This is a genomic window from Sulfobacillus thermosulfidooxidans (genome assembly GCF_001280565.1).
Taxonomy (GTDB): Bacteria; Bacillota; Sulfobacillia; order Sulfobacillales; family Sulfobacillaceae; genus Sulfobacillus; species Sulfobacillus thermosulfidooxidans_A.
Window position 1 is genome coordinate 3,116,348 of record NZ_LGRO01000001.1, and the last position, 24,438, is coordinate 3,140,785.

The 24,438-nt window shown below is 46.6% G+C and carries 28 protein-coding genes; 19 read left to right on the plus strand and 9 right to left on the minus strand.

All coding sequences use genetic code 11. The annotated features are described in order from the left end of the window. Positions 1–10: 10 nt before the first annotated feature. Entirely contained in the window at positions 11–1,201 is a 1,191-nt protein-coding gene (locus tag AOA63_RS15150; RefSeq protein ID WP_053960497.1) for an Mrp/NBP35 family ATP-binding protein, read from the minus strand. 20 nt (positions 1,202–1,221) lie between these two features. After that, positions 1,222–1,530 carry a metal-sulfur cluster assembly factor gene (locus AOA63_RS15155; protein WP_020376087.1) on the minus strand — a complete coding sequence of 103 codons (309 nt, stop codon included), beginning with the start codon at positions 1,528–1,530 and terminating at the stop codon, positions 1,222–1,224. 325 nt (positions 1,531–1,855) lie between these two features. Here AOA63_RS15155 and AOA63_RS15160 point away from each other — a divergent pair, with 325 nt between their 5' ends. Next, the gene (locus tag AOA63_RS15160; RefSeq protein WP_053960498.1) at positions 1,856–2,266 is read left to right on the plus strand and encodes a hypothetical protein; all 411 of its coding nucleotides are present in this window, start codon (positions 1,856–1,858) and stop codon (positions 2,264–2,266) included. 12 nt (positions 2,267–2,278) lie between these two features. Here the strand turns inward: AOA63_RS15160 and AOA63_RS15165 are convergent, their stop codons facing one another. Further along, positions 2,279–2,734: a hypothetical protein gene (locus AOA63_RS15165; RefSeq protein WP_053960499.1), complete on the minus strand. Its 456-nt coding sequence runs from the start codon at positions 2,732–2,734 to the stop codon at positions 2,279–2,281. 189 nt (positions 2,735–2,923) lie between these two features. Here AOA63_RS15165 and AOA63_RS15170 point away from each other — a divergent pair, with 189 nt between their 5' ends. The 8 genes from AOA63_RS15170 to AOA63_RS20615 all read left to right on the plus strand — a co-directional run bounded on the left by AOA63_RS15170 (position 2,924) and on the right by AOA63_RS20615 (position 10,887). Then, positions 2,924–4,096, plus strand: a complete 1,173-nt coding sequence (locus AOA63_RS15170) for a pilus assembly protein TadG-related protein (protein WP_171822738.1) — start codon at positions 2,924–2,926, stop codon at positions 4,094–4,096. 960 nt (positions 4,097–5,056) lie between these two features. After that, positions 5,057–5,248 (plus strand): Flp family type IVb pilin, encoded by a 192-nt coding sequence (locus tag AOA63_RS15175; protein WP_082344016.1) that lies wholly within the window; start codon positions 5,057–5,059, stop codon positions 5,246–5,248. A gap of 78 nt (positions 5,249–5,326) precedes the next feature. After that, positions 5,327–6,067 (plus strand): Flp pilus assembly protein CpaB, encoded by a 741-nt coding sequence (gene cpaB / locus AOA63_RS15180; RefSeq protein ID WP_053960501.1) that lies wholly within the window; start codon positions 5,327–5,329, stop codon positions 6,065–6,067. Positions 6,068–6,097: 30 nt separating this feature from the next. Further along, complete coding sequence (locus tag AOA63_RS15185; RefSeq protein WP_053960502.1) at positions 6,098–7,237, plus strand: AAA family ATPase; 1,140 nt, start codon at positions 6,098–6,100, stop codon at positions 7,235–7,237. Between the two features lie 26 nt (positions 7,238–7,263). After that, complete coding sequence (locus AOA63_RS15190; protein WP_053960503.1) at positions 7,264–8,613, plus strand: CpaF family protein; 1,350 nt, start codon at positions 7,264–7,266, stop codon at positions 8,611–8,613. Positions 8,614–8,620: 7 nt separating this feature from the next. Next, the gene (locus tag AOA63_RS15195; RefSeq protein WP_053960504.1) at positions 8,621–9,538 is read left to right on the plus strand and encodes a type II secretion system F family protein; all 918 of its coding nucleotides are present in this window, start codon (positions 8,621–8,623) and stop codon (positions 9,536–9,538) included. Between the two features lie 25 nt (positions 9,539–9,563). Beyond that, complete coding sequence (locus AOA63_RS15200; RefSeq protein ID WP_053960505.1) at positions 9,564–10,496, plus strand: type II secretion system F family protein; 933 nt, start codon at positions 9,564–9,566, stop codon at positions 10,494–10,496. Positions 10,497–10,506: 10 nt separating this feature from the next. Continuing rightward, positions 10,507–10,887, plus strand: a complete 381-nt coding sequence (locus AOA63_RS20615; RefSeq protein WP_053960506.1) for a DUF192 domain-containing protein — start codon at positions 10,507–10,509, stop codon at positions 10,885–10,887. A gap of 7 nt (positions 10,888–10,894) precedes the next feature. Here AOA63_RS20615 and AOA63_RS15210 read toward each other — a convergent pair whose 3' ends face one another. Then, positions 10,895–11,419, minus strand: coding sequence for a TadE/TadG family type IV pilus assembly protein (locus AOA63_RS15210; RefSeq protein WP_053960507.1), 525 nt, complete (start codon positions 11,417–11,419; stop codon positions 10,895–10,897). A 211-nt stretch (positions 11,420–11,630) separates the two neighbouring features. Between AOA63_RS15210 and AOA63_RS15215 the strand changes: the two genes are divergently transcribed. The 9 genes from AOA63_RS15215 (at position 11,631) to AOA63_RS15255 (ending at position 19,555) form a co-directional block, all read left to right on the plus strand. Next, positions 11,631–12,803 (plus strand): AAA family ATPase, encoded by a 1,173-nt coding sequence (locus tag AOA63_RS15215; RefSeq protein WP_242848386.1) that lies wholly within the window; start codon positions 11,631–11,633, stop codon positions 12,801–12,803. Between the two features lie 158 nt (positions 12,804–12,961). Then, a complete protein-coding gene (locus tag AOA63_RS15220) occupies positions 12,962–14,683 on the plus strand; it encodes a PQQ-binding-like beta-propeller repeat protein (protein WP_053960509.1) in 1,722 nt (573 codons plus the stop codon). After that, positions 14,683–15,039: a c-type cytochrome gene (locus AOA63_RS15225; RefSeq protein ID WP_053960510.1), complete on the plus strand. Its 357-nt coding sequence runs from the start codon at positions 14,683–14,685 to the stop codon at positions 15,037–15,039. The genes AOA63_RS15220 and AOA63_RS15225 overlap by 1 nt, the downstream gene beginning before the upstream one ends. Positions 15,040–15,110: 71 nt before the next feature. Beyond that, entirely contained in the window at positions 15,111–15,992 is an 882-nt protein-coding gene (locus AOA63_RS15230; protein WP_053960511.1) for a hypothetical protein, read from the plus strand. Further along, the gene (locus AOA63_RS15235; RefSeq protein ID WP_053960512.1) at positions 15,989–17,149 is read left to right on the plus strand and encodes a hypothetical protein; all 1,161 of its coding nucleotides are present in this window, start codon (positions 15,989–15,991) and stop codon (positions 17,147–17,149) included. Before AOA63_RS15230 ends, AOA63_RS15235 begins: the two co-directional genes overlap by 4 nt. 19 nt (positions 17,150–17,168) lie before the next feature. Continuing rightward, positions 17,169–17,918, plus strand: coding sequence for a polyprenol monophosphomannose synthase (locus tag AOA63_RS15240; RefSeq protein WP_053960513.1), 750 nt, complete (start codon positions 17,169–17,171; stop codon positions 17,916–17,918). 5 nt (positions 17,919–17,923) lie between these two features. Next, entirely contained in the window at positions 17,924–18,397 is a 474-nt protein-coding gene (locus tag AOA63_RS15245) for a GtrA family protein (protein ID WP_139061634.1), read from the plus strand. After that, positions 18,327–19,118, plus strand: a complete 792-nt coding sequence (locus AOA63_RS15250; RefSeq protein ID WP_082344018.1) for a threonine/serine exporter family protein — start codon at positions 18,327–18,329, stop codon at positions 19,116–19,118. The genes AOA63_RS15245 and AOA63_RS15250 overlap by 71 nt, the downstream gene beginning before the upstream one ends. Further along, complete coding sequence (locus AOA63_RS15255) at positions 19,115–19,555, plus strand: threonine/serine exporter family protein (protein ID WP_171822739.1); 441 nt, start codon at positions 19,115–19,117, stop codon at positions 19,553–19,555. The genes AOA63_RS15250 and AOA63_RS15255 overlap by 4 nt, the downstream gene beginning before the upstream one ends. Here AOA63_RS15255 and AOA63_RS15260 read toward each other — a convergent pair. Together AOA63_RS15260 and AOA63_RS15265 are read right to left on the minus strand one after the other, a co-directional pair. After that, complete coding sequence (locus AOA63_RS15260) at positions 19,542–19,997, minus strand: Fur family transcriptional regulator (RefSeq protein WP_053960516.1); 456 nt, start codon at positions 19,995–19,997, stop codon at positions 19,542–19,544. The genes AOA63_RS15255 and AOA63_RS15260 overlap by 14 nt on opposite strands. Positions 19,998–20,059: 62 nt before the next feature. After that, positions 20,060–20,353, minus strand: coding sequence for a DUF2103 domain-containing protein (locus AOA63_RS15265; RefSeq protein WP_053960517.1), 294 nt, complete (start codon positions 20,351–20,353; stop codon positions 20,060–20,062). A 43-nt stretch (positions 20,354–20,396) separates the two neighbouring features. On the opposite strand from AOA63_RS15265, the gene AOA63_RS15270 reads away from it, so the two are divergent. Beyond that, a complete protein-coding gene (locus tag AOA63_RS15270; RefSeq protein ID WP_278277013.1) occupies positions 20,397–20,990 on the plus strand; it encodes an NUDIX hydrolase in 594 nt (197 codons plus the stop codon). Positions 20,991–21,044: 54 nt separating this feature from the next. On the opposite strand, the gene minC is transcribed toward AOA63_RS15270, so the two are convergent. The 3 genes from minC to AOA63_RS15285 all read right to left on the minus strand — a co-directional run bounded on the left by minC (position 21,045) and on the right by AOA63_RS15285 (position 24,240). After that, a complete protein-coding gene (minC, locus tag AOA63_RS15275; protein ID WP_053960519.1) occupies positions 21,045–21,710 on the minus strand; it encodes a septum site-determining protein MinC in 666 nt (221 codons plus the stop codon). 293 nt (positions 21,711–22,003) lie between these two features. Beyond that, positions 22,004–22,759, minus strand: coding sequence for a hypothetical protein (locus AOA63_RS15280; protein ID WP_053960520.1), 756 nt, complete (start codon positions 22,757–22,759; stop codon positions 22,004–22,006). Beyond that, the gene (locus AOA63_RS15285; protein ID WP_082344020.1) at positions 22,756–24,240 is read right to left on the minus strand and encodes a type IV secretory system conjugative DNA transfer family protein; all 1,485 of its coding nucleotides are present in this window, start codon (positions 24,238–24,240) and stop codon (positions 22,756–22,758) included. The genes AOA63_RS15280 and AOA63_RS15285 overlap by 4 nt, the downstream gene beginning before the upstream one ends. Between the last annotated feature and the right edge of the window lie 198 nt (positions 24,241–24,438).

Here is a 24,438-nt window from a genome sequence, read left to right on the forward strand (position 1 = left end):
GAGCCGCAGGTTACCCTGCGGCTTCTTCTTCGATCTGTTGTTTAATTCGGGTGGCAATATCCAAAAATACCTGACTGGAAAGCGATGCGGGGTCCGATACGACAACCGGCTCTCCTTCGTCTCCTCCTTCACGTACGGTAGATTCCAAAGGAATTTGCCCGAGTAAGGGCACATGGAATAAATCCGCTAAGGCTTTGCCGCCTCCCGAACCGAAAATATTCATGCGTTCACCATGTGGGCACAGCACATAGGACATGTTCTCAATCACGCCGATAATTTCTTGGTGGGCTCTTTTGGCCACATCTCCCGCGCGGTGGGCCACATAGGTGGCAACCTCTTGGGGCGTTGTGACTAAGACTAATTTGGCTTTGCGCACTTTTTGGGCAATATCTAAAGCAACATCCCCGGTGCCCGGAGGCAAGTCGATGAGCAGGTAATCGAGTTCAGGCCAAGCCACATCGGTGAAAAATTGTTGCATCATTTTTCCTAACATCGGTCCACGCCAGACGATAGCCTGTCCTTCTTCCACAAACATCCCCATGGAGACTAAATAGACACCATGCACTTGCCAAGGAATGATTTTTTCTTGCTCGTTGACACGGGCCTTGTCCTTAGCGCCAAACATTCGACCTTGACTAAAACCATAAATATCCATATCGATAATCCCGACGCGAGCTCCGAGTTGACTGAGCGCCACGGCTAAGTTAGCCGTGATGGTGGATTTGCCCACACCACCTTTACCACTGGCAATGCCGATGACGACCGTCTTGTTCGCATCAGACATCATTCCCTCTGCAGGACCTTGTCCGGGTAAAGGACCAATGACTGGGGCTTGGCGGGTATTTGAGGAGGTACTGGGCGGGGTCACATTGGGTTTGGCGGATGTAGCCCCTGGTGCGCGGTTTTGTTGTGCCGATTCGAATGCCTTTTGAAAGGCTTTTTTCCGTTCTTGTTCGTTCATGACACTTAAATTGACGGCGACATCGGTGACTTCGGGATCTTGACGTAAGACGTGATTGACATCATCGGTAATTTTTTGATGCAGTGGACAGCCTTCAACCGTGAGGGCAATATCAAGAGCCACACGACCGCTGGGTTCAATAGCGACATTGCGAACCATATTTAAGGCGACAATACTTTGATGTAACTCGGGATCATAGACATTTTCTAAAGCGCGCATTACCCGGGCTTGATCTAACATAAATTCACCTCACAAAAATTTTAGAAGCCAAGGAGACGACGGCCCTCATCGGTCAGCATATCAGGAGTCCACGGAGGATTCCAGACGATATCAACATGAGCTTCTTTAACCCCATCGATCGTTTCGATTGCCATTTCGGCCGTTCGCGTGATGGTGTCATGCAGTGGACAGCCAGGCGCGGTTAATGTCATTTCCACTTGAACAACACCGTCATCGTGCACCTCGACATTATAGACCAAACCCAAATCCACTACGTTCACGCCAATCTCGGGATCGGTCACCTCTTTGAGGACTTCTAAGACTTGGTCTTTGGTAACCGTTGTAGCCATTCAAAAAGCCTCCTTCTGTTTCGGTCTTTCAATCTCCTGCATCCTGAACTGGCAGCAGGAATTTTGGGGGTTATTTCCGAGCATTTCACTAGGTATTATACCGCGTTTTCTTTTTTTTTGTGAATCGAAACTCTGGGACGAAGGCGTCATATAGCAGTCAGATACATGGTAATGGCCCGCGGGGAAAAAATTTCTTGGACTGGATGCATACACCAGCATAATTTGGTCACACTACGAATAGTTATATTAGGTCTGGTTGAATGAATCCCTATCACGGTCTCATTATCTTTCATTCATGAGAGAACATTGATATGGGGGAGCAACCATGAGAACCATGAAAGGACTAAAATCGCATGCCAGTCTTTGGCGTTTAATGTGGTGGAGTTTGCGGCTGTCTTGGTCGAAAAACAAGGAGGGACGGCGCCGCGCACGAAAACATATTTGGGCTATGCTCGAAAATCGGTGGAGCAAGTTAGTGCCTGATGCTGTTCCGGGACAAGTCTCGGGCGTTACGCACGCGGTGTGGCTTGGAGCCGCTTTAGCGTCGCGCTCCCTGGTGCGCTATCCGCTATTGCCTAAACGGATAAAGACGCGGTTGATTTGGTTGTTTCGGTTGGTCGGGCGGACCAATGGGAAGGCATTGGTTACGGCCTATTTGGCATGGGTGTGGCTTACCGATGTCGCCGAGTCTCCCAGTCATTTGGTGCAGTCGCAAGTGACTCCCGATACGGTTTGACTCAATGGCCCGTTATTTGCGTTGACCACCAGTATAACGTTGAGCCCTCCGCCAATACCAGATGGAGATTCCGAAAAAAATCACCGCAATCACCACTTTGCTGAAAAAATGTGAAGGGGCTTTGGATACGATATAGCTTTGATTAAGTAAGGGGTGATGATGGCTATCCTCTACGGTGACTTGTAAAGGGCCAGGAGATCGAATGAGATAGGAGGCAGCATATTCATGTGTTGCCTCTTTTTTTAATGGCAGCACGGTATGGGTGTGATTATCAAATGCGAGTTCAATTGTTGCGGGAATCACCTTCTCACTGACCACGATAAAGGTGGTCTCGCTCGGTGCCTGAAGAGGTTTGGGTGTCACGAGTAATCGGATGGGACTAGACGCCCAGATAGGACTATTAAAAACGCTGAAAATTGTCATCCCAGTGAGTAAAAAGATGATACCTTTTAATTTTAATTTGCGCACTGCCAGATGTCCTTCCGCCCAAGTTTCCTTATATTCTACAGGTTTCGAGGATAAAGCACAAAGTGAAAAAAGTTCGGAGAAAATGCAGGATTTAGCCTGTAAAAGATTTACAGGTGATGAATCATGTGCGTATATTCAAATAAAAGGGTTGGCGCGGGAGTAAATATGATGATTATGAATAAAAAGGATTTGCGGGATACAAAAGGCCAATCATTACCTATCGTTATCCTTTTTATGGGATTAATTATTGGTGCAGCAGCCATAACGATCGATTATGGCAAAGTTTCTGCATTGCGTAATCAAGCACAATCGGCTTCCAGTGCGGCTGCATTAGCGGCTGCCCAAACGCTCGCGGCCGAAATAAATGGGGAAGTATCTTCATCAAACTCGAATACACAGGGATATGTTAATGTACCCTTAACGAATCCTACGACCGTAGCACAGAAAATATATCAAGAAAATATCAAAAGCGCGATTGCACACAGTAATTCCTTAAATACCTGTACCGTGACATATTATATTGGGTCTCTGAATCCTCAAGATAAAGTTAGTTCCAATCCTAGTAGTATCCAACTCGGTATTAACAGTCCTATTTATGTTCAAGTGACATCTTCGGGAACCACAACGATGAACTTTGGAAGTGCTTTAGGCATTGGTAGTGCAAATATCACACCAAAAGCTACCGCCGCCGCGACCATTCAGTTTAAAATCTCAAATGGATTAGTGCTACCATTACTGCTACCAGTTAGTAATCCTTTGTCCTCCACAGGAAATTGGCAGAACTATTGGAGAGATGGAGAAGTCTATGCGGCATATAGAGGAGACGGTTCAGGAAATGTGCCGTCGTGGACCACGGGAATTGCCTCAACTAATATCATTGCCTATCATAAATCGTGGAAGAGTTTAGGTGATGGATGCAGCAAGAGTGCAATTTTTGGTGATGGAGGATTTGGTTGGTACAATAATAACGAATACGCGTCACTGCAAGTCGGTGAAGTGATTAAGGGTAAAGCCGGGAGTAATGAATGGCAACATGCATTAGCTTCCATTAATCCTGGGCAAACGGTGGTTCTTCCAGTGGCATATCCCCATTCCTATGATCAAAATACCGAATCGGGTAATAAATGTCCCAATGATAGTGCAAAAACGGTAGAAATTTACGGATTTGTTACTGCAACAATTGATTCCGTTCATGATACGCATGATTCCGTGAATAACATGAATAATACGAACGGAGAGCCGGATGTTGGATTTAGTTTTACTATCGATCATCGCTATGCCGTTAGCAGTACATTGTCATCAAATAATACAACCAACTTATCTTTATCGTATACAGCATACTTGGTACCAAATAATGGATAAAAACCAATTTTATCATCACAGGCATTAATTCTTATAGATTCAATCATTGCCACCCCCACTGGTGACTAAAAAGAATTGAGCCATAGATTGCGGCATCGGCAGTCCAAAGAACGATAATAGGTTGAACAAATCGATTCTGTATTTTAACCACTGTAAATTGGAAAATCAACACCCATGAAACGCAATATGCTATGAAGGGGTTAGTCATTGGCATAAAAGCTTAGCGGAACTACAAGAATTATTGCGGAAATAGTATCAAGGGTAGTCTCATTCTAGATTCGGGGGATTGATGAAGGAGAAAGATTAGTCCTAATATAAATTGGGGTAGACAATAATATCCAGAATTCCATCGCAAGGATCCGATGTTTGGAAATTAGGGTAAATTGTTTCCATGGCCAAATCGATTGATAGCGCTATTTTGTGAAATCCATGGTCTCCTTGGAGAAGGGGAAAACACTAAAGCGTATAATTGCATGAACCAAAATTATCTCGCTACCCAACAAATTAAGTGTTTCGGGTGATTCACGCCGTTTCGTGAATAATGGCTTCGACTTATAACAATTCGAAGTAGCATGAATCAAAGTCCGTTAGTAGATTGGCAGAATGCAAAGACCTAGACTTTAGTCGAACTACCATACGATGGTCCACATTAAAAAGGTGTGCTAAAAGCTAGGGTTGAGTTCCGTATACTGTAAGCGTTGCGAGGAATATTGGCTATATTAGCACCGTTCCGCGCTATTTCACAGAGTGAACGAGAACAAATCCGACAACACTCTCTACGCCTGAACAGATTTGTCCAAAAAACTTTTTCAAGTGGGGAAAACGTTAAAAGTTGGGTTTGAAAAGAAGGAATTAGGAACTTCTCGTCGAATTTTGAAAAATAAGCAGGAAAATATTGTATCTTGCTGGCTGCCTCGAAATATCTTTACTCAAAAGTTTACATGAAATGGGAGGATTATCTTGGCGAAATTACAGGTGTTTTTGTTGGCATTATTTTCGCGAGTTAAGGAAAAAGACGGTCAGGCGTTGGTGGAATATGCTTTAATTTTGGCCCTCATTGCTGTGGTCGTCATTGTAGCATTACATTTCTTAGGAAGTTCCGTTAAACATCAATTGAACAATATTGCTAACAACATTACGAATGCGTCCTAATATTTTGAGGTGCGACTATTATGACTAACGTCTGGATAGTCGCACCTTGATCTCTGTGAAGGTGTAGGAGGATTCAAAATGGCTATAGCAAAGCGGATGGGGACATTTTTTCGGATAAATCGTTGGCTGTTGGCGGGCATCGTGGTGATTGGTGTAGCTGCTTATGTTTCGGCGCGTTATGTCCAAATCGCTATTCAACAGGCTAATGCGAAAACCCATGTTCCTACCGTGCAAGTTCTTGTTGCCTCTCAACCTATTGCTGCTTATGAACCTATTACGTCCAGTATGGTTACGGTGAAAACCTATCCAGTGTCTGCTGTACCTGCAGGATCCTATTCTTCTATTCAGCCTCTGAATGGAGCATGGACAACGGAAGCCATTTCGCCGGGTGTTCCTCTCGTGTCCAGCGAAGTATTTTTCCCTAAAACCGCCAATGTATTAGCAGCCCGTATTAACCCTCAAGACATGGCGGTCGATGTTCCATTGTCGTCAACTAATGCGGTCGATGGTTTAATCATGCCGGGCGACAACATTGCCTTATTTATTACAATCACAGAGAAAAATGGGCAAAAAGTTATTGAAGATTTTATGAATCACGTCAAAGTGTTAGCGGTGAACGGTTCGATGACTCCACCATCTGCTCCTACGGTTGGACAAAGTCCCAATTTGATTGTCGCCATGACACCATCTCGTATTGAATCTCTCCTATTTGCTGAGCAAAACTCATCGGGCTTTACCGCAGCTCTTGAGTCTCCGCATACTAAGGCGCAACGCCCCACTCCTTATGGACTTAATAATCTTGATACTCCGGTTCCTTAATTTGTTAATTTGTTGTGAGGATGTGTGGTGATGGTAAGCGTACTCGTGGCAGCGATTTCTCCGGTTATGGAATCAATCGATTCCATGTTGCGACAGTTGTCGTTCGTCAATATTGCGGGTTCTACGGAAAGTATACGGGAAGCTGTGGATATTGCGGCCGTTGAATCCTTGGATGCGATGATTATTGATGAAAGTCTCCTCAGTGACAGTTGGGGGCTTCAAGACCGCCTGGCACGTGAGCCATTTCCATTGATTTTAATCATTCATACGCCGAGCGCGGAGTCGACTCGCCGCGCATTAGCTATTCATGCGGCTGACGTGATGACTCAGGACGCCATTTCTTCCCTATTACCACCATTATTGAAATCCTTGAATAAATCCGATGAACCTGCTGCGGCTTTGCACCGAGTTATTGGGGTATATTCAGCTAAGGGGGGAGTTGGCAAGACAACCTTGGCGGTCAATTTGGCATGGAGCTTAGCCCGTTTATCTGAACGACCCACTGCGCTCGTCGACTTAGATTTGCAGTTTGGGGACATAGGTCCGATGGTTCACGATAGTCCTGATGTGACGATTCGTGAGCTTGTTGAAGGCTCACCTAAAGAGGTTGAGGAAGACAAGTTGTCGCGTTCACTCATAGCCGTCGACGGGTTACCGTTAAATCTACTATTGGCACCGTTGCATCCACAGTATGCAGACTTGGTGGAATCTCATCACGTCAAAGATATCCTCCAAAAGCTGAAGGCAACACATTCCTTTACTGTGTGTGACTTGTCGGCAGCGTTGTCCGACCAAAATTTGTCGGCGATGGATCTTGTCGATGTCTTATTGATGGTAGCAACGCCAGAAATGATCACTTTGCGCAATGTCGCTCGATCATTGAAAGTACTTCAAACCTTATACCCCGAACCCGGTAGAATTCGCATGGTGATCAACCGTGCCGGTACGGGAATGACAACTGATCAAATCAGTCAGTTATTACCCATTCCCGTATCGTATTGGATGCCTAGTGGTGGAGTCACACCTGTTCGGTCGGCTAACACGGGTAAACCGTTGGTGGTCGTTGATCCAGCTAATCCTCTGGCAATATCCATTGAAAATATTGCCAAGACTTTATTAGAAGAATCTGAAGGGGCAAGCCGTCGGACGGTTCGAAAAGATGTACTGTGAGATGAGGCAAAAAGGAGTGAGAGAACATGTCACTACGCAACCGAATTAATGGAATGTCTTCAGGAGCGTCTCAAGCCTTTAAAGCCATAAAAACGACACAAAATAGTAAAGCGGGAGAATTTGATTATTTAGGCACAAATTTTCTTGCCCTTAAAAGCCGTGTGCAAGACGCGTTATTAACTCAAGTGATGGATCCCGAGAAATTATCGCGGGATGAACTACGAGGTATTATTTTAAATATCGTGGAAGCTGATAAGGAGATCTCTCCTTTAGAAAAAGATGCCTTGGTTAGAATTTTGGTTGATGAAATATTAGGATATGGTCCCATACAAGCCCTATTAGACGATCCGGACATTTCCGAAATTATGATTAATGGGCCGTCGAGAGTCTATATTGAACGCCATGGATCATTGATTAAAACCGATGTAACCTTTCGCGACGAAGCCCACCTGCGTTCAGTATTAGAGAAAATGTTATCCTTTACCGGACGGCGCGTTGATGAGTCTAGTCCTATGGTGGATGCAAGGCTTCCAGACGGGTCCCGGCTCAATGCGATTTTGCGGCCTCTTGCCGTATCCGGCGATTCTATCACCATTAGAAAATTTTCTAAGGATCCGTTTGTTCTTTCTCAATTAGTACAGATGGGGACTTTGTCTAGTGAAATGGCCGAATTTATTCAAGCTGCCGTGCATGGCAAATTAAATATTGTGGTGTCTGGTGGAACTGGCTCTGGTAAAACAACGACATTGAATGCATTGTCGGCCTTCATTCCGGAATCTGAGCGGATAGTCACAATTGAAGATGCGGCAGAACTTCAACTGCAGCAGGACCATAAAGTGACACTGGAAGCTCGTCCAGCCAATATTGAGGGGCGCGGGGGAATTACGATTCGAGATCTCGTTCGAAATGCGTTGCGGATGCGTCCTGACCGCATTATTGTCGGTGAGGTTCGTGGTGGCGAGGCCTTAGACATGTTGCAAGCGATGAACACCGGTCATGAGGGAAGTTTGACAACGGTTCACGCTAATAGTCCACGGGATTGTCTTGCCCGTATCGAAACCATGGTTCTGATGGCAGGTGCGGATTTGCCCCTGACAGCTATTAGAACGCAGGTGGCCTCGGCAATTGATATTATTATTCAACAAGCACGACTTCTTGACGGCTCCCGCCGAATCATTCGGATCACCGAAGTGGTAGGCATGGAAAGTGGGATTATCACCACTCAAGATCTTTTCCAATTCGATCAGACAGGTGTTGATGAAGACGGACGCGTGGTCGGAGTTTTTCGGGCCAATGGAATTCGACCGAAAAATTATGATCGCATTCGTTCCCAAGGAGTCGATTTATCGCCCAGTATATTTGGCATGGGGGTCTAATAGACTCATGAGAGACTTGGCGTTGTGGCTGGCTGTTACATGGTCTTTAGCAGTTTTATTACTTGTCGTGGGATACCGTTCTACGCGGGCATATCACATTACGCAAAAGCGTCTTTATGCCATGGGCTCCATCGGCGTATCGACGCCGGGTAAGCATATGCCTTTTGATTTGTTTTCGGCTATTCGTAATACTTGGAGTCAAGGACAAAATGCCGCCGCACTAAAATTAAGGATGAGCGAATATGTTAGTTTTCTCGTGGGGGCTTTTGTCGTTCCTGCCGTGATTGGATTCGTTGTTCGAGGCCCAATTGGTGGGGCGATGTTAGGGATTATTGGTTTGGGCGGGATGCTTCTATATTTTCGTCTCATGAAGCAACGGTACTTGCGCCTCGCGGAACAAAGCTTACCCGATTTTCTTAGGGGAATATCAGGGGCTCTACGCGCTGGTACTTCTTTAACTCAAGCCATGGCCCTAGTAGCGAAAGAAACGCCTGATCCGTTGGGTTCAGAAATTTCCCGAGTTCTTCGGCGAGAATCCTTTGGATTTAGCCTCGAGCAAACTTTGAATGAATTAACTACCCGCATTCCGTCCAAGGATTTGGCATTAGCGGTGATGGTAATCAATATCCAACGGGAAATTGGGGGTTCACTCGCTGACATTTTGGAAAATATCGTGCAAACAATTGTTGCCCGTCAGCGATTAGCTCAAGAAGTGCGGGCTTTGACTGCTCAAGGGCGGATGAGTGGATGGGTCTTGACAGTCTTGCCGTTTATCTTAGGGATCGCCATTTGGTTTTTGGACCCGAATTATATGAATCCACTCTTTCATACTACCATGGGACTGATTATGCTAGGTTCGGCCACAATATCGGTTGCGTTAGGCGGCTTTGTGATTAACCGCTTAGTTCGTTCACCAGAACTATAATGTATCATTCAGGAGTGAAATGGCGATGTTATTTTGGTTAAACGTAACCATTGCTGCACTATTAGCGTTAGCTGTGGTTATGGTCGCTCTGTGGGTTCGAGATTTACGGGTTGCTAATCGTCAGAAAACACTTCATGAACGTTTGCAGTCTTATCAATTGGTGAGAAAACCACCGGCTGATGAACTCGAAATACCTTTTGTTCAACGGGTTATTGTGCCTGAAATGCGTAGGATATTAGCGGCTATATCTCGAACACTGACGCCGGCAAAAGTCCGAAATGAATTGGCAAGACGTCTTCGTCAGGCTGGGAGTAAGTTAAGTCCGGAAGTCTTTGCGTTGTACCGCTTAGCGATAGCGGGCTTATTGTTAGCGTTGGGTATCTTTTTGGTGAGAATAAATTCCACTGAGTCAGAGTGGCAGCAAATTTTGATTCCTTTAGGAATGGCGATGCTTGGCTATGTTTTCATGGGCGTCAGGGTTAATACCCAAGCGCAAAACCGTTTAAAGGCATTAGAACGTTCGTTACCTGAAGTGTTTGATTTATTGAGTGTGAGCGTTGAAGCGGGATTAGCATTTGATGCGGCCATGCGCAAATTGGTTACGAATATCGATGACGGGCCTGCTAAAGAAGAATTTTCCCGCGTGATGTCAGACATTCAATTGGGAATGACTCGAGCAGAAGCATTGGCTGCTTTGGCGGAACGTACCAAATCCCGGGAATTAAAAAGATTTGCCGGTCTAGTTGCCCAATCTGATCGAACAGGAAGTGGAATAGCAGGCGCGTTACGTGTACAAGCGCGTGATATTAAAGAGGCAAGAGCGGCACAGGCCCGGGAAAAGGCCGCGTTAATTCCGGTGAAAATCATTTTTCCGATGGTATTCTTCATTTTTCCGGCAATATTTATTGTAATTTTAGGTCCAGCGATGCTGTCGATTGTACACCTATTTCATGGATAAGTTGGCGACAATGAACAGAAGGGATAAAGATATTTTTCATGCCGAGCTAGTATCGATAAGTAATGCGCGGACTGGGGAAATTATCGGTTCGCGTGTGATTGTTGCCCGTTCATTTTGGCAAAGGTTCAAAGGCCTCATGGGTACAACATCATTGGAAACGGGACATGGCATGTTATTTCCCCACACGAATTCGGTACATATGTTTTTCATGCGTTATCCATTGTGTGTGGTTTATTTAACCAAGGATTTTGTAGTACAGCGTTGTGTTGTGCTTAAACCATGGACGTTGGGGCCTGTTGTCAAGAGAGCATATTGGGTATTAGAACTGCCAAAGGATGCGGTTAAAAAACTTTCGGTCCATGATTTGTTATATGTCACGAAGATATGCTAATCAGATATTACGGACATGACGAAGGCGGCGATGATTTAGAAAACGATCCCGTTTCTGTTCCTGTGGAATTTCCCCCTTCCTGAATCATTGTATAGTGCTGATTCATCGGCACCGATGTACCAAAACCAGGCAAGCTGACTAACAAGGGATAGGATGTTGATACGGTAACCCCAACAGCGGGCAAGGATGTGGAAGCAGACGGAGATGGTGATGGTGTCGTTGAGGAAGACGATGAATTGGGAGGATTGCCATTGGAAAACTTTGCAGTCCATGTTACGACGGTCGTGTTTGGAAACAAGCCTGTATTAATTTGGTTATAAATGGCACAGCCGATTTGTGTTGAATTCTCGCCTAGTGATGCTGCACGTACCCCAGCACGCGCCCCTTGTTCAATGGAAATAAATCCACTAAAGATCAACCCCATTTGGATGATGGCAAAGAGAAACAGCAGTAAGAGAGGTACCATTAGTGCAAATTCGACAAGAGCCTGACCTTGATGATCTTGGCAGATATGATTCCAAACTCTTTTCATCCTGCTTATATTCTCCTATTCTTAGGAAACAGTGCTAGTGGAATAAGAATCAAAATACGTTAATATTTATGGAATTGATTATAGTGTACGAACGAATTGTGCTTGTGTAAATAATTTCCTTGGGATCAAAAGAATTATCTCCCATAATTGTGTAGTATTCAGTAGAATAAACCAAGAGTTTGTTGTTGGGGAGGGACAAGTATTGTTCACAGTGTATGTGGCAAGTCAGGAGGGACTGCGTGCCAAATTAGTGGGAGCGGTGAAGAATATTCCCGGGGCAGTTCTCGATGGCAGTTCCACCGACTTGCGACAAGCACTGGATGAATGTGCTACAGAACATCCCGGTGTTCTCCTCATCGACGATGAATTGTTAGTTCAAAATATAGGGCTTTTCGAACAAATTGCAGCTCTTCCCTATCCGATTGTTGTATTGGCTTCTCCGACTGACGCGGGCGCGGCCAGACGAGCTTTGGCGGTTAAAGCCAAAGACTTTATCAGTCTCGAGAGTTGGCAGCAAGATTTAGCCGCCATTTTGTCCCGGGTGGCAACCCCCCTTGAAGGGGAAGTGCATCATGATGGGCGGGTTATTGTGGTGTTTTCTTCTAAAGGAGGTGTCGGCAAAACCACCCTCAGTGTGAATTTGGCCATTGCCCTGGCCAAAGCCAGTCGTCAACCTGTCGCACTCGTGGATTTGGACATTCAATTTGGCGATGTGGCGCCCATGGTAGGGGACGCTCCTTTAGTCACTCTGTATGATTTGGTCAAGGGAACGACACATATTGACGCAGATATGGTGAAAAGGGCCCTCAAACGCGTTGCTAATAATGTGTACATTTTGGCGGCACCTAATAACCCGGAAGAAGCGGATGATATCCGCGCCGATCATATTGTGCAAGTCTTGCAATTGTTACGTGAGACTCACGCCTACGTCGTTGTTGACACGGCTCCTGGGTATACCGATATTAATGTTGCGGCTTTTGATTTTTCGGATACGATTTTAACGGTTTGTACTCCCGATGTGGTGACCTTGCGCACGGTTGGACAAGCACTTCAAGTATTCTATGACGGATTTCATTATGCCAAAGATAAAGTACGGATTGTACTTAACCGTAGTGGCTCCAAGACAGGCGTTGAAACCACCGATATAGCCCAAGTGCTGCAAAGCCCTGTAAATTATCAGCTACCTAGCGATGGGGCTTATCCTGTGCGTGCAGCCAACGAAGGACAGCCCCTCATGTTACAATTTCCGGAGTCGGCATTGGCCCGCGCCATTCAAAACATTGCCAATGAGCTGGTTCAAGAAACTGAAGGCCGTCAACGAACGGTAGCAAAAAAACCCGCTAAACTTCCCTTCTTCGCTCGCTTACTGCGAAAACCCGAATAATCTCGCATCAAATCCCATCCTCCACACTTTCGATATCCCGTATTTTCTCACGCCGTATTCTTCTGATGAAGAATGTCATGTTATGAAGAATTATGGTACAGTGCACAATATTGTGAGTATGTCCCAGATCACGACATCATGGAAGAGGAGCCAATGGAATGATCCAAAAAGGACGCTGGGGAATAGGGATAATGGCCGTGATTATCGCTTCCGGAGTGGGCTATGCCATAGCTCAAGCCCAGAAAGCACCGCCAGTTCCGACCACTAATGTGGGACCTCAGTCATTTACAAAGTATGCCATGAATGCGAGCAATAATGCCGTATACGAAACAGCAACAGTAAAGAATTGGACGGCAAACTGGACCTTTACGGCCAAAGAACCGTTGCAGCAAGCTTCTATCGCGAATGGTATTATCTATATTTCGGGGGACGGCGGCAATTTAGCTTATCGCCATAATGATTTAATTTATGCGGTCGATGCCCAAAATGGACAAAAATTGTGGGCGACTCATCTTAACAACATGTCGATGACCACACCCGTTGTGGCTCAGGGCATGGTGTTTGTGGGCAGTGGTACGCAAGGGTTCAATCCAAAGGAGCAGGCCCTCGTCAATCACTTGCATACCCGTCATATCATTCGCGGGACAGGGCCTAATGCCATTTATGCCTTAAACAGCCATACAGGCCAGGTAATCTGGAAATATAACACGCCGGGAGAAAATATGCCGACGTTTGTTTACCACCAAGGCACGCTTTATGTCGCCAATGGAAATGGTAAGGTCTATGCCTTTAATGCCAAATCCGGCACCTTGTTATGGACAGTCAACATAGGATCATATGTTAGCATGTCTTCTCCAGTGCTAGACGGGGATTTGCTTTATATCTCTGGAGCCCATCCCTATGCCTTATATGCGGTGAATATTAAAACGCACCAGATTCAATGGAAAACGCCTGTGCCAGCTGTCTTCGCAGGATCGGATGACTGTTCCTTGGCGCTATGGCATCACCGGATTTTTTTAGAAGGCACGGCGGGCACGTGGCAGCATCCTCGCTCGGTATTCTTTGCTTTTGACAATCAAGATGGGCGCTTATTATGGAAAAGACGTTTAGGTGGGGGATTGTTGCCCACCAATATCGAGGTTTCGGCCCCGGTGGTGAATCAGGGCACGGTATTTATCGGATCGCCAATTACGCATAAAGAATATGCATTTAATGCCCGCACGGGTCATCTAGACTGGTCGTTTAAGGCCGCAGCACCCATTGCCGAATCGCCTGCAATCTTTGATCATCGCCTATTTGTCGGAGATACCATGGGAATGTTCTATGTTTTGAATAGCCATACGGGCCAGGAAATTGCCGCACGTTATCTAGCAGGAGCGTTTGCAGCCGATTATCCCTTAATCGTGGGAAAAACCCTGTATCAACCGAATCAAAATGGGCAAATGCTAGCGATCCCTATAAATACCTTGATGGATTCCAAGAAAAATGCTTTCGCGAGTTTACCTGTGCCCGCTGGTGTGATGGGAGCCGATATATTACAAGGAGAAAAAATTTTTATGAGCCCCAGGTTGTCATCCCGGGGACTCACGTGCAACTCCTGCCACGTGGATCAAGGAACTACCACGACTTATATGAAGGGACATATTATTCCGACGCTCATTGGTGCCGTATCTGCTTTTCCTCTCGTAAGAAATGGTCACGTGAGGACGTTAGATGGACAAATTAATCACTGTATTACAGCTATGGGGGCAAAAAAATTATCCTCTTCAAGCCGCACCATCAAGTATTTAAATTTGTATTTGCATTGGTTATCGAGTGGTTTTTCCAACCGCCTTACTCCCCCTGCCGGACACCAAACGATTACGGGAGGCTGCAATTAATGCACATCACCAAAAAAATCACCACTCTGATATTTGCGTTGTTCACGGTGGGGATCGCGAGCTATATGCTCACCACACGCAATATGGCCATAAAAGCGCAGCACGTTAACGAGGAGCAGGCGGGAGGAGTGCTGTTTGCTAATTTATGCGCAACATGCCATGGTCCTGGTGGAGATGGATCAGGAGGCGCTCCGAATTTAAGCGACGGGCATGTGTTACAAAAATATCCGACATCACAAGCATTGAGCACGTTTATTCAACAGCGCATGCCTGCTACTGCCCCGGGAACTTTGAATCCTGACGAAACCCGCGATTTAGTATTATATATTCAAAGGTTAAACCGTGGCCCATCATAAAAGGCTTGCTAGTTGAACTCCATGCAGTGTAACGATACAATGGGGACATGGTGTGAAAGGGAGGGCCACGTTTGTTAAGGTATGTCCGTGCCTCATTAGAGGATCAGGCGAAGGTTGAAGAGTTTTTACGGAGTATTCAGGATGAGGGTTTACTGAAGCAAGTGAGTTCACTTCTCAGTCTCACGCAAGGTGGTTTGTATTTAGCAATTGATGATCATGATGCAATTGTCGGGACAGCGGTCATTACGTTGCCGAAAAGGCACGAGGCATATCTTGGTCATGTCAGACTGGCATCCCCCAATCAAGATCGGGAGACATTAAAAGACTTTGCATCCTTCCAACTCGAAGAAGCACGAAAATTGGGTGCTCATGTCATACGCGCTTTAGCCAGTGAAAAGGACCAATTGTGGGCTGCTGTTTTACAGGAAGAGTCTGAATTTAAACCAGTAGAAAAATGGGTCGTGGGAAGCTTTGAAGGATTTCAAGCTCCTGATGTTCCGCCCCTCGAAGCGGGGCCGGCCTGGGCGGTTGATAAAGAACGGATTCGAGAATTTATGGATCAAGTGACGAATCCTCTATGGGCCGAGAATGATCTACATATTCCGAGTTCCCTTGAACCGCAAGATTTAGAAAACCAATTTGAAGTGGGCGGCGTTGCGGTGGCCCCTCAAGATGGACGGCTGACCGTGGATTCTTTAGCCCTATACCGGGTGCGTAATACCGATGCCATCGATATTAAATATTTTCGGAGCCACGGCCATTATCTTCGTCAACTTCTTGATTATTTGTGGCTGGAAGCGCGTGCCTGGGGTGTGTCGAAAATGCGAGTTGGCTTGAATGAACAAACGGCATCCCAAATTGCTGATGCATTGCAAATTCCCATTCAGGTCGAATGGACAGGGAGTATTTTGGTCCATTACATTAATCATGGACTGCAAGCGGCATCTGTATGATTCTTAATCGGTTTCAGGGATGGAAAGAGGCTTGGTGGCCTGACAAAGAGTCGGCTAAAGAGCTGTTTCAAATCTTAGTGTTTAGCCGTATTGCGTTAATCGTGGCGGGATGGATAGGACTGGCCCGGCTACCGTGGAAGTACTATTCTCCCACGTTTAACGTGACGACCAATCCTATTCTGTTGATGTGGATTCGGTGGGATGGCTTGTGGTATACAGGTATTGCGATCCATGGCTACTGGTTTCAGGCTCTAGCCTTTTTCCCCCTCTATCCGCTTCTCACGGCGTTATTACACTGGATTACGTTTCTTCCGGTTTATGTTACCGCCTTGATCGTATCGAATTTGGGACTAATAGGTTTTACAATAAGCTTTTATGGATTGGTTCGCGATCTCTACGGTGATGATTTAGCGAAGCGCGCTGTGTGGATTGCCATTATGTTTCCCACTGCTTTTTTTATGTCGGCGGCCTATACCGAAGGCCTTTACATGTTTTTGAGCACGACCGTGTTTTGGTTGGCTTACCGAAAAAAATTTTGGGCGGCAGGAATTTTTGGGATGTTAGCAGCACTCACCCGCAATGAAGGCGCGTTTACGGTCATTCCAATTTTATGGTCCTATTATCAAAGTTATGGATGGACAATTAAAAAAGCCTTGTGGAGTGTACTCTTGGTTCCCGCAGGCATTGTGGCGTTCATGATCTACCAATGGCGGGATTTTGGCTCTCCTTTAGCATTTATCGCCGCTCAATCCTATTGGGGCCGTCAAATCACATGGCCATGGGTGGGAATATTTTTGGCAATAAAGACCATTTGGCACGGTAGTCCATTGCAGCCGAGCACAATTCTCAGTATGATAGATTTATGTGCCGCGCTTGTTTTTATGATCTTGTGGATTTTTGCGTGGCGGCGAAAGTTTCCTGTTGACTGGTTAGCATATTGGGGTATCCTGTTGCTGATTGATATTTCAGCACCGGATATTCACGGGAGAAGTCCGTTATTATCGATGTCACGGCTTGTGCTGATATTGTTTCCCGGCTTTGTGATGCTGGGTATACTAGCAAAGCATGAGAGTTGGAATCGATTTTTTCATTGGCTTCTCCCCATGTTGCAGGTGACATTCTTTTTGATCTTTGCAACATGGCATTGGATTGCATAATACTCAAGGAGGCTAATGCATGCGTGCCTTAGTGATTCTTCCCACCTACAATGAGTTGGGAAATCTCGGACCGTTGGTAGATTCGATTATCGAACAAGGTGAGATGTTTGACGTCTTGATTATTGATGACGGGTCTCCTGATGGTACGGGATTATTAGCCGATCACTTAAAAACGGTTTATCCCAACCGTGTGGAAGTGATTCACCGTCAAGGCAAGCTCGGGTTGGCGACGGCGTATCTAACGGGATTTCGATTTGGATTAAACAAGGGATATGACTATATGTTTGAAATGGACGCGGATTTTTCTCATAACCCGCGTTATCTACCCCAATTTATCGAGACCATGCTGCGTGAAAAAGCTGATGTGGTTTTAGGATCGCGTTATGTTCAAGGTGGAGGCGTAACTCGCTGGCCGTGGTATCGCAAGGTGATTTCCCGCGGCGGATCACTCTATGCGGGACTCGTTTTAGGGGTCAACGTGAAGGATTTGACCGGAGGGTTTAAATGCTTTAGCAGGCGCGTTCTCGAATCGATTAATCTTGAAACCATTGAATCCACAGGCTATGGATTTCAAATTGAAATGACCTACCGGGCGCTGAAAGCAGGATTCAAGGTGGTTGAGATGCCAATTATTTTTGAAGAACGTCGGGAAGGCAAGAGTAAGATGTCTCCCGGTATTTTTATGGAAGCGTTATGGATGGTGGGAAAACTTCGCATTCAAAGCGGTCTTGAAGGAGAGCATCATCCGGCCGGAGAACGGCTGCGTTAAATTCTATGATAATGAAATATCGGCAATTAATTGACCGGATGCTTCGATATGGCATCATAGGAGTCAGTGGTGTTGGCGTCAATTTAGGTGTGTTGACGATTTTACACCACCTTTGGCCGTTGCAAGCAACTCTGACTTATGTCATAGCCGTCGAAGCATCTATCATTAGCAATTATGTCTTAAATGCGTGGTTTACATTCAAAGCCCGGGTCCATTTTGCCGGTTTGATGCGATATAATGTGGTTTCCGCCGGCGGATTAATTGTTCAGACAGCGATTTACAAGCTGTTACTCATGCAACACCTGAATTATATCGTGGCGGATCTCATTGCGATTCCTTTTGGTACAATCATTGGATTTATCTTGTCGAACGTTTGGGTTTTTCGGGGACGGGAGGGCTTATCCTCACATGACCAAGTCAACAACCCGGTTACCGGGGCCCCAGCCAGCCCCCCTGGACGCCCTGGAGGCCGTCGTTGAGGCAGGGCTGGCTATGCTGACTAGTGGCGCTGAAGTATCCCGTGTCGAAGACACGATGGTGCGTCTCGCGCAGGCTTACCGAATTGAGCCGGTCGACGTTGTGGCAATGCCGACAGCGTTATTTGTCGCGGGACCCGATGGCCGCAGTTTGGTGAAACGAGTGCGGCGACGTTCGGTCAATTTGGCTGTCGTCGCCGAAATCAACCAATTGTCACGAGATGTGGCAAAAAATCCGATTCCGCTTAGCGAATTTCGGGAACAACTAGAAAAAGCCAAGCAACGGGCGATCTATCCACCCTGGTCGAGTATTTTGTTTGCGGCCGGGGCAGCTGGTCTTATTAGCCAGTTAATGGGCGGTCACTTGATTGATGTGTTGCCGGCTGCTGTTAGTGGGGGATTGACCCAATTAACTCGGCGCACCTTATTTAAGACCCAAATTCCTGGCAGTCTTAGCGATTTATTGTCCGCGGCCGTGGCGACACTTCCGGCCTTATTTCTGGCGCGGTTTCATTCCTTCCAACCGGGGGCCATTCTTGTTGGCGGCATTATGGTATTAACACCGGGATTACTCTTTACCACGGCAGTGCGTGACGGGATCACAGGAGATTTAGTGTCGGCGGTTAGCCGCCTGCTTGAAGCCTTGCTCATTGGAGGAGCCGTGGCAGCAGGGGCGAGTTTGCCCTTGTATATTTATCTGCACCTAGGAGGGCGCTGGCCGTGATTCAGCAAGCCCTATTTGCAGCGTTGACCACGATAGCTTTTGGCTTTTTATATCAGGTCCGAACGTCCTTGTTATGGATTGCGGGAGTGATTGGGGCCTTAGCGTGGATGGCTTCTCTTACGGTGAGTCTCATCCCGGGAGCAGGTCTTTTAGGAGACTTCGTCGGAGCTTTTGTAGTGGGCAGTTTGGCTGAAGTAGCAGCCCTGTGGAAAAAGCAGCCGGTAACCATTTTTGTGGTGCCTGCCATTATTTCCTTCGTGCCCGGATATATGGTCTATGAAAGTATGGTGGCATTTCTCAAAAATCATTTTAATCAAGGACTGCGCTTTAGTTTAACCGCTATTTTTTCTGCGGCGGCGCTATCATTAGGCCTGGCCCTCGCAACCGCCCTTTTGCGCCCGTTACTGCGTCCCCACCATCCTTTTAGTTCTCATTAGAGGTATTATCCTTCTCTTTGGCTTGGCAGGCGGGGCATAAGCCATGAATCTCCAAATCATGGTAAAGAATCTTATAGCCATAAGGTTCCACAATTTCATCCACACGCTGTTCGAGACGACAGTTATTGAGATCCACGACTTGATTACAACCTACGCAGACAAGATGGTGATGATGATGGCGGAACGGCGGAATCAATTCATAGCCGACAGAACCGTGGCCAATCAGCACAGGATGAACGATACCAATGGCGGTAAACAACTCAAGAATCCGGTAGACCGTGGTTTGGTTGATGCCAGTGGATTGGATTTCTTCAACAACCGTCGAAATGGGCAAAGGAAATGGACTGGATTCCAGTAACCGGTAGACATGTAAACGGTCCGGAGTTACCCGGAATCCCCGCTCCCGCAATGTTTCTTGGAATAATTCTTCGTGATTTGCCATGCTGGCCTCCATATCGTTCAATATTATGTTCGCTTTTCACGTAAAAGGCAAGGAAGATATGGCTATTCCTTCTTGGGGAGCAATCCTTGGTGTTGTAAGGCCTCCAACACTTGATCCGGTTGTTGGCTAATGACAAAAATCTCTTGTGCCGCGCCACTGGAACGCCCGATTAATTTTAACCCACTTGGGGTAAAGTACTGGAATGACAACCCCATCTGACTGCCTGATTTGGGTTTAATGGTACCGGGAATGACACCATCGACCGAGGGGAGGGACGACAAAAAGCGTAAGTGAGGCTCCAGCTCCCGAAGAACGTGGTGCTGTCGCTTCACTTTGGATTGTCGGTATTTAGCCATATGAAATCCTGCCCTTCTTAATACCCTCAATGGTATCAAATTCGTGCGGCGAATCCAAATCAGGAATCATATCCCCAATGCGGGGAATTGCAGGAAAACTCATGAAAAGGAGAGATGGATCATTCGTCCCCAATTTTGCAGTTACTGCCAGGGCGTCTTGCAATGGATGCGGCTCGATCAAAAACGGCGTTTAGTCTGTCAGCAATGTGGCCGCGTGCATTATCTTGACCCTCGATTAGCTGTTGCTATCTTGTTATATGGGCCCAAGCCTGTCATCTATTTAGCCAAACGCCTTGTTGAACCGGGATGGGGACAATGGATCATGCCTGGAGGTTATGTGGAACCGGGAGAGGATTTAAGCCGTGCCTGTTCACGAGAACTGCAAGAAGAACTGCATCTGTCAGCCGGCCCTATGCGTTTGATCGGGATTTACTTAGATCATCCCAATACGTTTACGGCCGTTTTCAGTTCCCCCCTGATTCATGGTGCAGAATTTTTCGGAAGTGCTGAAATCTCGGCTTTACAGCCCTTTGCTTGGCCAGATATTCCATGGAGTCACCTCTACTTTACATCTACGCATCAAGCGATCCGGGACTTTGTGGCCGAATATTTATGGCAAGACGCACGTCACGAATAAAAAACCCACCCCGCTTTACGGTTTGCTGCGGCGTGGGCCATGGTTGTTTGGGTGTTAATGGGACAAATGCGAAGCGCGGCGCTCCATCCGCCGGTTTTTGGATTCCAGGGTCACCACTTCGGGTAAACGGACATCATCCCAGCTTTGGACCACAACCGTACCCTCTTCAATATGGGCATATTCGGGTTTTTCGCCGTGCCCATCGCCTAGCGCCATCACATCGCCAATTTTAATTTGGGCGGGCTGCAAACGCAGCGCATAGATATGGCGGGACCGGTCCTGGGGTTGGCCGGCGTATATGGTTCCCCGAAGCCAGCCAAACACCATGACGTCTCCGGAAGCGATAATGGTGGCACCCGGATTGACATCGCCAATCACGATGATATCGCCTTGATGCATAATTTGTTGCCCTGAACGAACCGTATGACGCACAATGAGTGGCGGCGACGCCGGCTTTTTTGCTTCCAGTGGAATCACGCTGGAGGGATCGGTTTGGATAATGCCTTTCAGTGTTAGATTGGGAAATGTTGAAAAAACTTCGGCGACACGCTGGAAGAGCGAAGGGGTCAGAGGTAAATTGACTTCGAGATAAATGGCCGCTGTGCCGAGAAAGTTATGACGCGCATTTAATGTTTTGACAAGATCATCCACCAGGCCGTCTTCATTGCTTAAATCCGTGGCTAAAAGATGTAGCCCCCGGCGATCGCCCTTTAGTTCCATTCCTGTTCCCTCCATAAGAAAAATACCCTGCAATTTACCGTTTAAATGAAAAGGTGCCATTTCAGATTTAAGGAAAAGAGCTTGATATTTCCCGCTGTTGTCTACCGTTCTTACACGATTCGTCATGATGCACATTCTTGGACAACACGTTCCGAGTCAGGGCGGGAGTCTTTGCCCGTTCACGATCAATTATCATCACATTCCACTTTGACTCGGCAAAATCCTGCCTCTTTATCCTATAATTTTTCGACAGGCAGAACAATGTCAGCATAGGAGAATTTCTTGCAATGAGTTTAAAACCCTTTAGGGCCGGGAGAAAGATAAGAGATTACGCCATCAGTTGTAATTTCTTTAGCTCCAACAATCCATCCCTGCTTTAACTTGGCCTCCGCCTCCAATGAGCTGATCGGTTGACGATTCGACAAAAGATAATAATGATGTCTCATTGTCTTGGCTTGTTGATCGACTGCGGAGGCAGGAAGAGGAAGTGAGTGCCAGTGTGGTACATGACTTTGTACCTCGTCGAGATGACAGAGATGCCATGAGCATGCAAGCTGGTATTGGCTGATCCATTCCTGCAGTCGTTTTAATCTCAGTGGGCCTCCCGTGGCGATAATCCAGAGCGCAAAATGGGGGTTCGTGACGGCTTCCAAACGGTAGGCTGTTAATTTGCTTCGCCACTGTTTGGCGGTTTCTTTTCCAGTATCCATTTCAAGGAGAACCGGATAAGGATAGAGGGGGAGTTGAATCACGGCATCAGGACATAGGCGGTAATAGCTGCCGGCAAATTGCCATGACATAATCTTGGGATAGAGACGGATATAACTTTCACTCACTAAGTACCTGTGGCGTTCATGTGCACCGCGGTGAAATTTGTCACGTTGCCACAGCGCGTTATGAAAGACAATGACGTCTTGAGGAGCTATGTCTTTGGTCACGACAAGTCCGAAATGACGTTTGGCCTGTTCGAACGATAAATAGCCAGTATTGTCAATCACCTGTTGCCAGGATAGGGGCTTTTGATCCGGTGTGATGGGCGGTGTTGTCATGGATGCACGCTTTCTTCGGTTAGGGGCATATGAGATAGCTTCAGCCGTTTTGGTGACTGTAAGCGTCCATTTTGAGTCAGCTGGGCATAAGCTGTTCCCCTAGGCAGATAGCGTAAATCAGGAGGCAAGTCATAAGGTTGGGCCAGACGGGAAAATATGGCAGCATCGTCCGCGTGAATGCCGCCGAAAATAATGCGTTGACGGGCATTAGCCAATAAAGCTTCTTTGAGGGGCACAGATAACTGCCCAAGATCTTGATGGGCCAAAACCATTCCAACGGAATAGCCACGAGCTAACGCTAAAAAATCTCCCAGATCAGGGGTGACATACTGGTGAAATTCATCGAGATATAGAAAATAAGGATGGACGGTGCTCGCTTTAAGGCGGCGATACGTGGCCATGGCTAATCCATGCCATAAAAGCGTGCCTAAGACTTTGGCAGATTCTCCTAAGCGAGCCAGGGATAAAGGACAAATGACACTAATGTCTTCTTTGAGCACATTATCCCAATCAAAATCCCCCGGCCCCGATAAAACCCGGCGGACATCGGGATTAACGAGAAGCAATTCCAAGCGGTTGAGTAATCCTTGACGCTGTTCTTGCGCACTGCGAGCGCCAATTTGTTTTAATTGTTCCCGAAAATAGGCCAGGATACGGAGATCTTCTGTTTGGGCAAGAACATCTTCGCGAAAAGATTCGGCGCGAAGAAAATCTAAAACATGATAAAGACTAGCGGCGTCACCTAAGGCTTCTTTCACCGCCATCACGCTATACATCAATAAGACCCGGGAAGTAACGGCATAAAAGGGATGACCGGCTTCCGTAATTTGATTCAGGGCCCAGGACAATCCTTCGGCTGCAACATCTGCGGGTCCATTTAATGGATTATAATGGGCACAATTGGGTTTGTGCGGATCAAAATAAATCACCGTGGCATGAGAGGACAAAGCTGTTTGATAGGCGGTATAACTGAGATCTCCTTTCGGTTCAATCAACGTAATGCCGCGTCCGGCCTCCAAATCTTGGCGAATTAAGGGCATTAAAATACTTGACGATTTGCCTGAACCCGTCGGTCCGATAATATGCATATGCATAAACCGGTCCGTCGTATGGATTTGAATGGGCCAGTGCGTCAGCGGTCGGTAACCTACCGTGATAGCCTGTTTCGGCGGACTTTTAGCAGCGCTTTTTTTCCATAAGAAAAAACCGGTGGCTATAGCTAATAGTATTGCATTAGGGGTGATGTCCACGGTCCACCAGGTTATCAAAAAGGCCAAAGCGACGGCTTTTTGTGGCGATGCATTGACGGCAAAAAGTCCCACCGAAAGCGCTGCCATCATGAAAATATCCCAGGAATGGATAAAGCGAGCATATCCGAAGAGATGGGAAAGAAGCGTATCGAGGATGGCGATAACACTCCAAAAACTTATAACAATCCAATATATCATCGACAGTACGGATTTTAGTCGAAAATGCATCATATGACCTCCTTGTGTCGACAAAATTCGACAATATAAGGAGAAATCCTCTTTTTAGGTATAGACTGTTTGGCCTCTACCGGCTTCGATTTTCTTCGGTTTAAACCTCTTCGGGAAACAGTGCGGAAGATGTTTCTCGGAATGATCTGGAAAAAGAAAAAATCCCCCGGTTTGACACGGGGGACAAGAAAAGAACTAGCA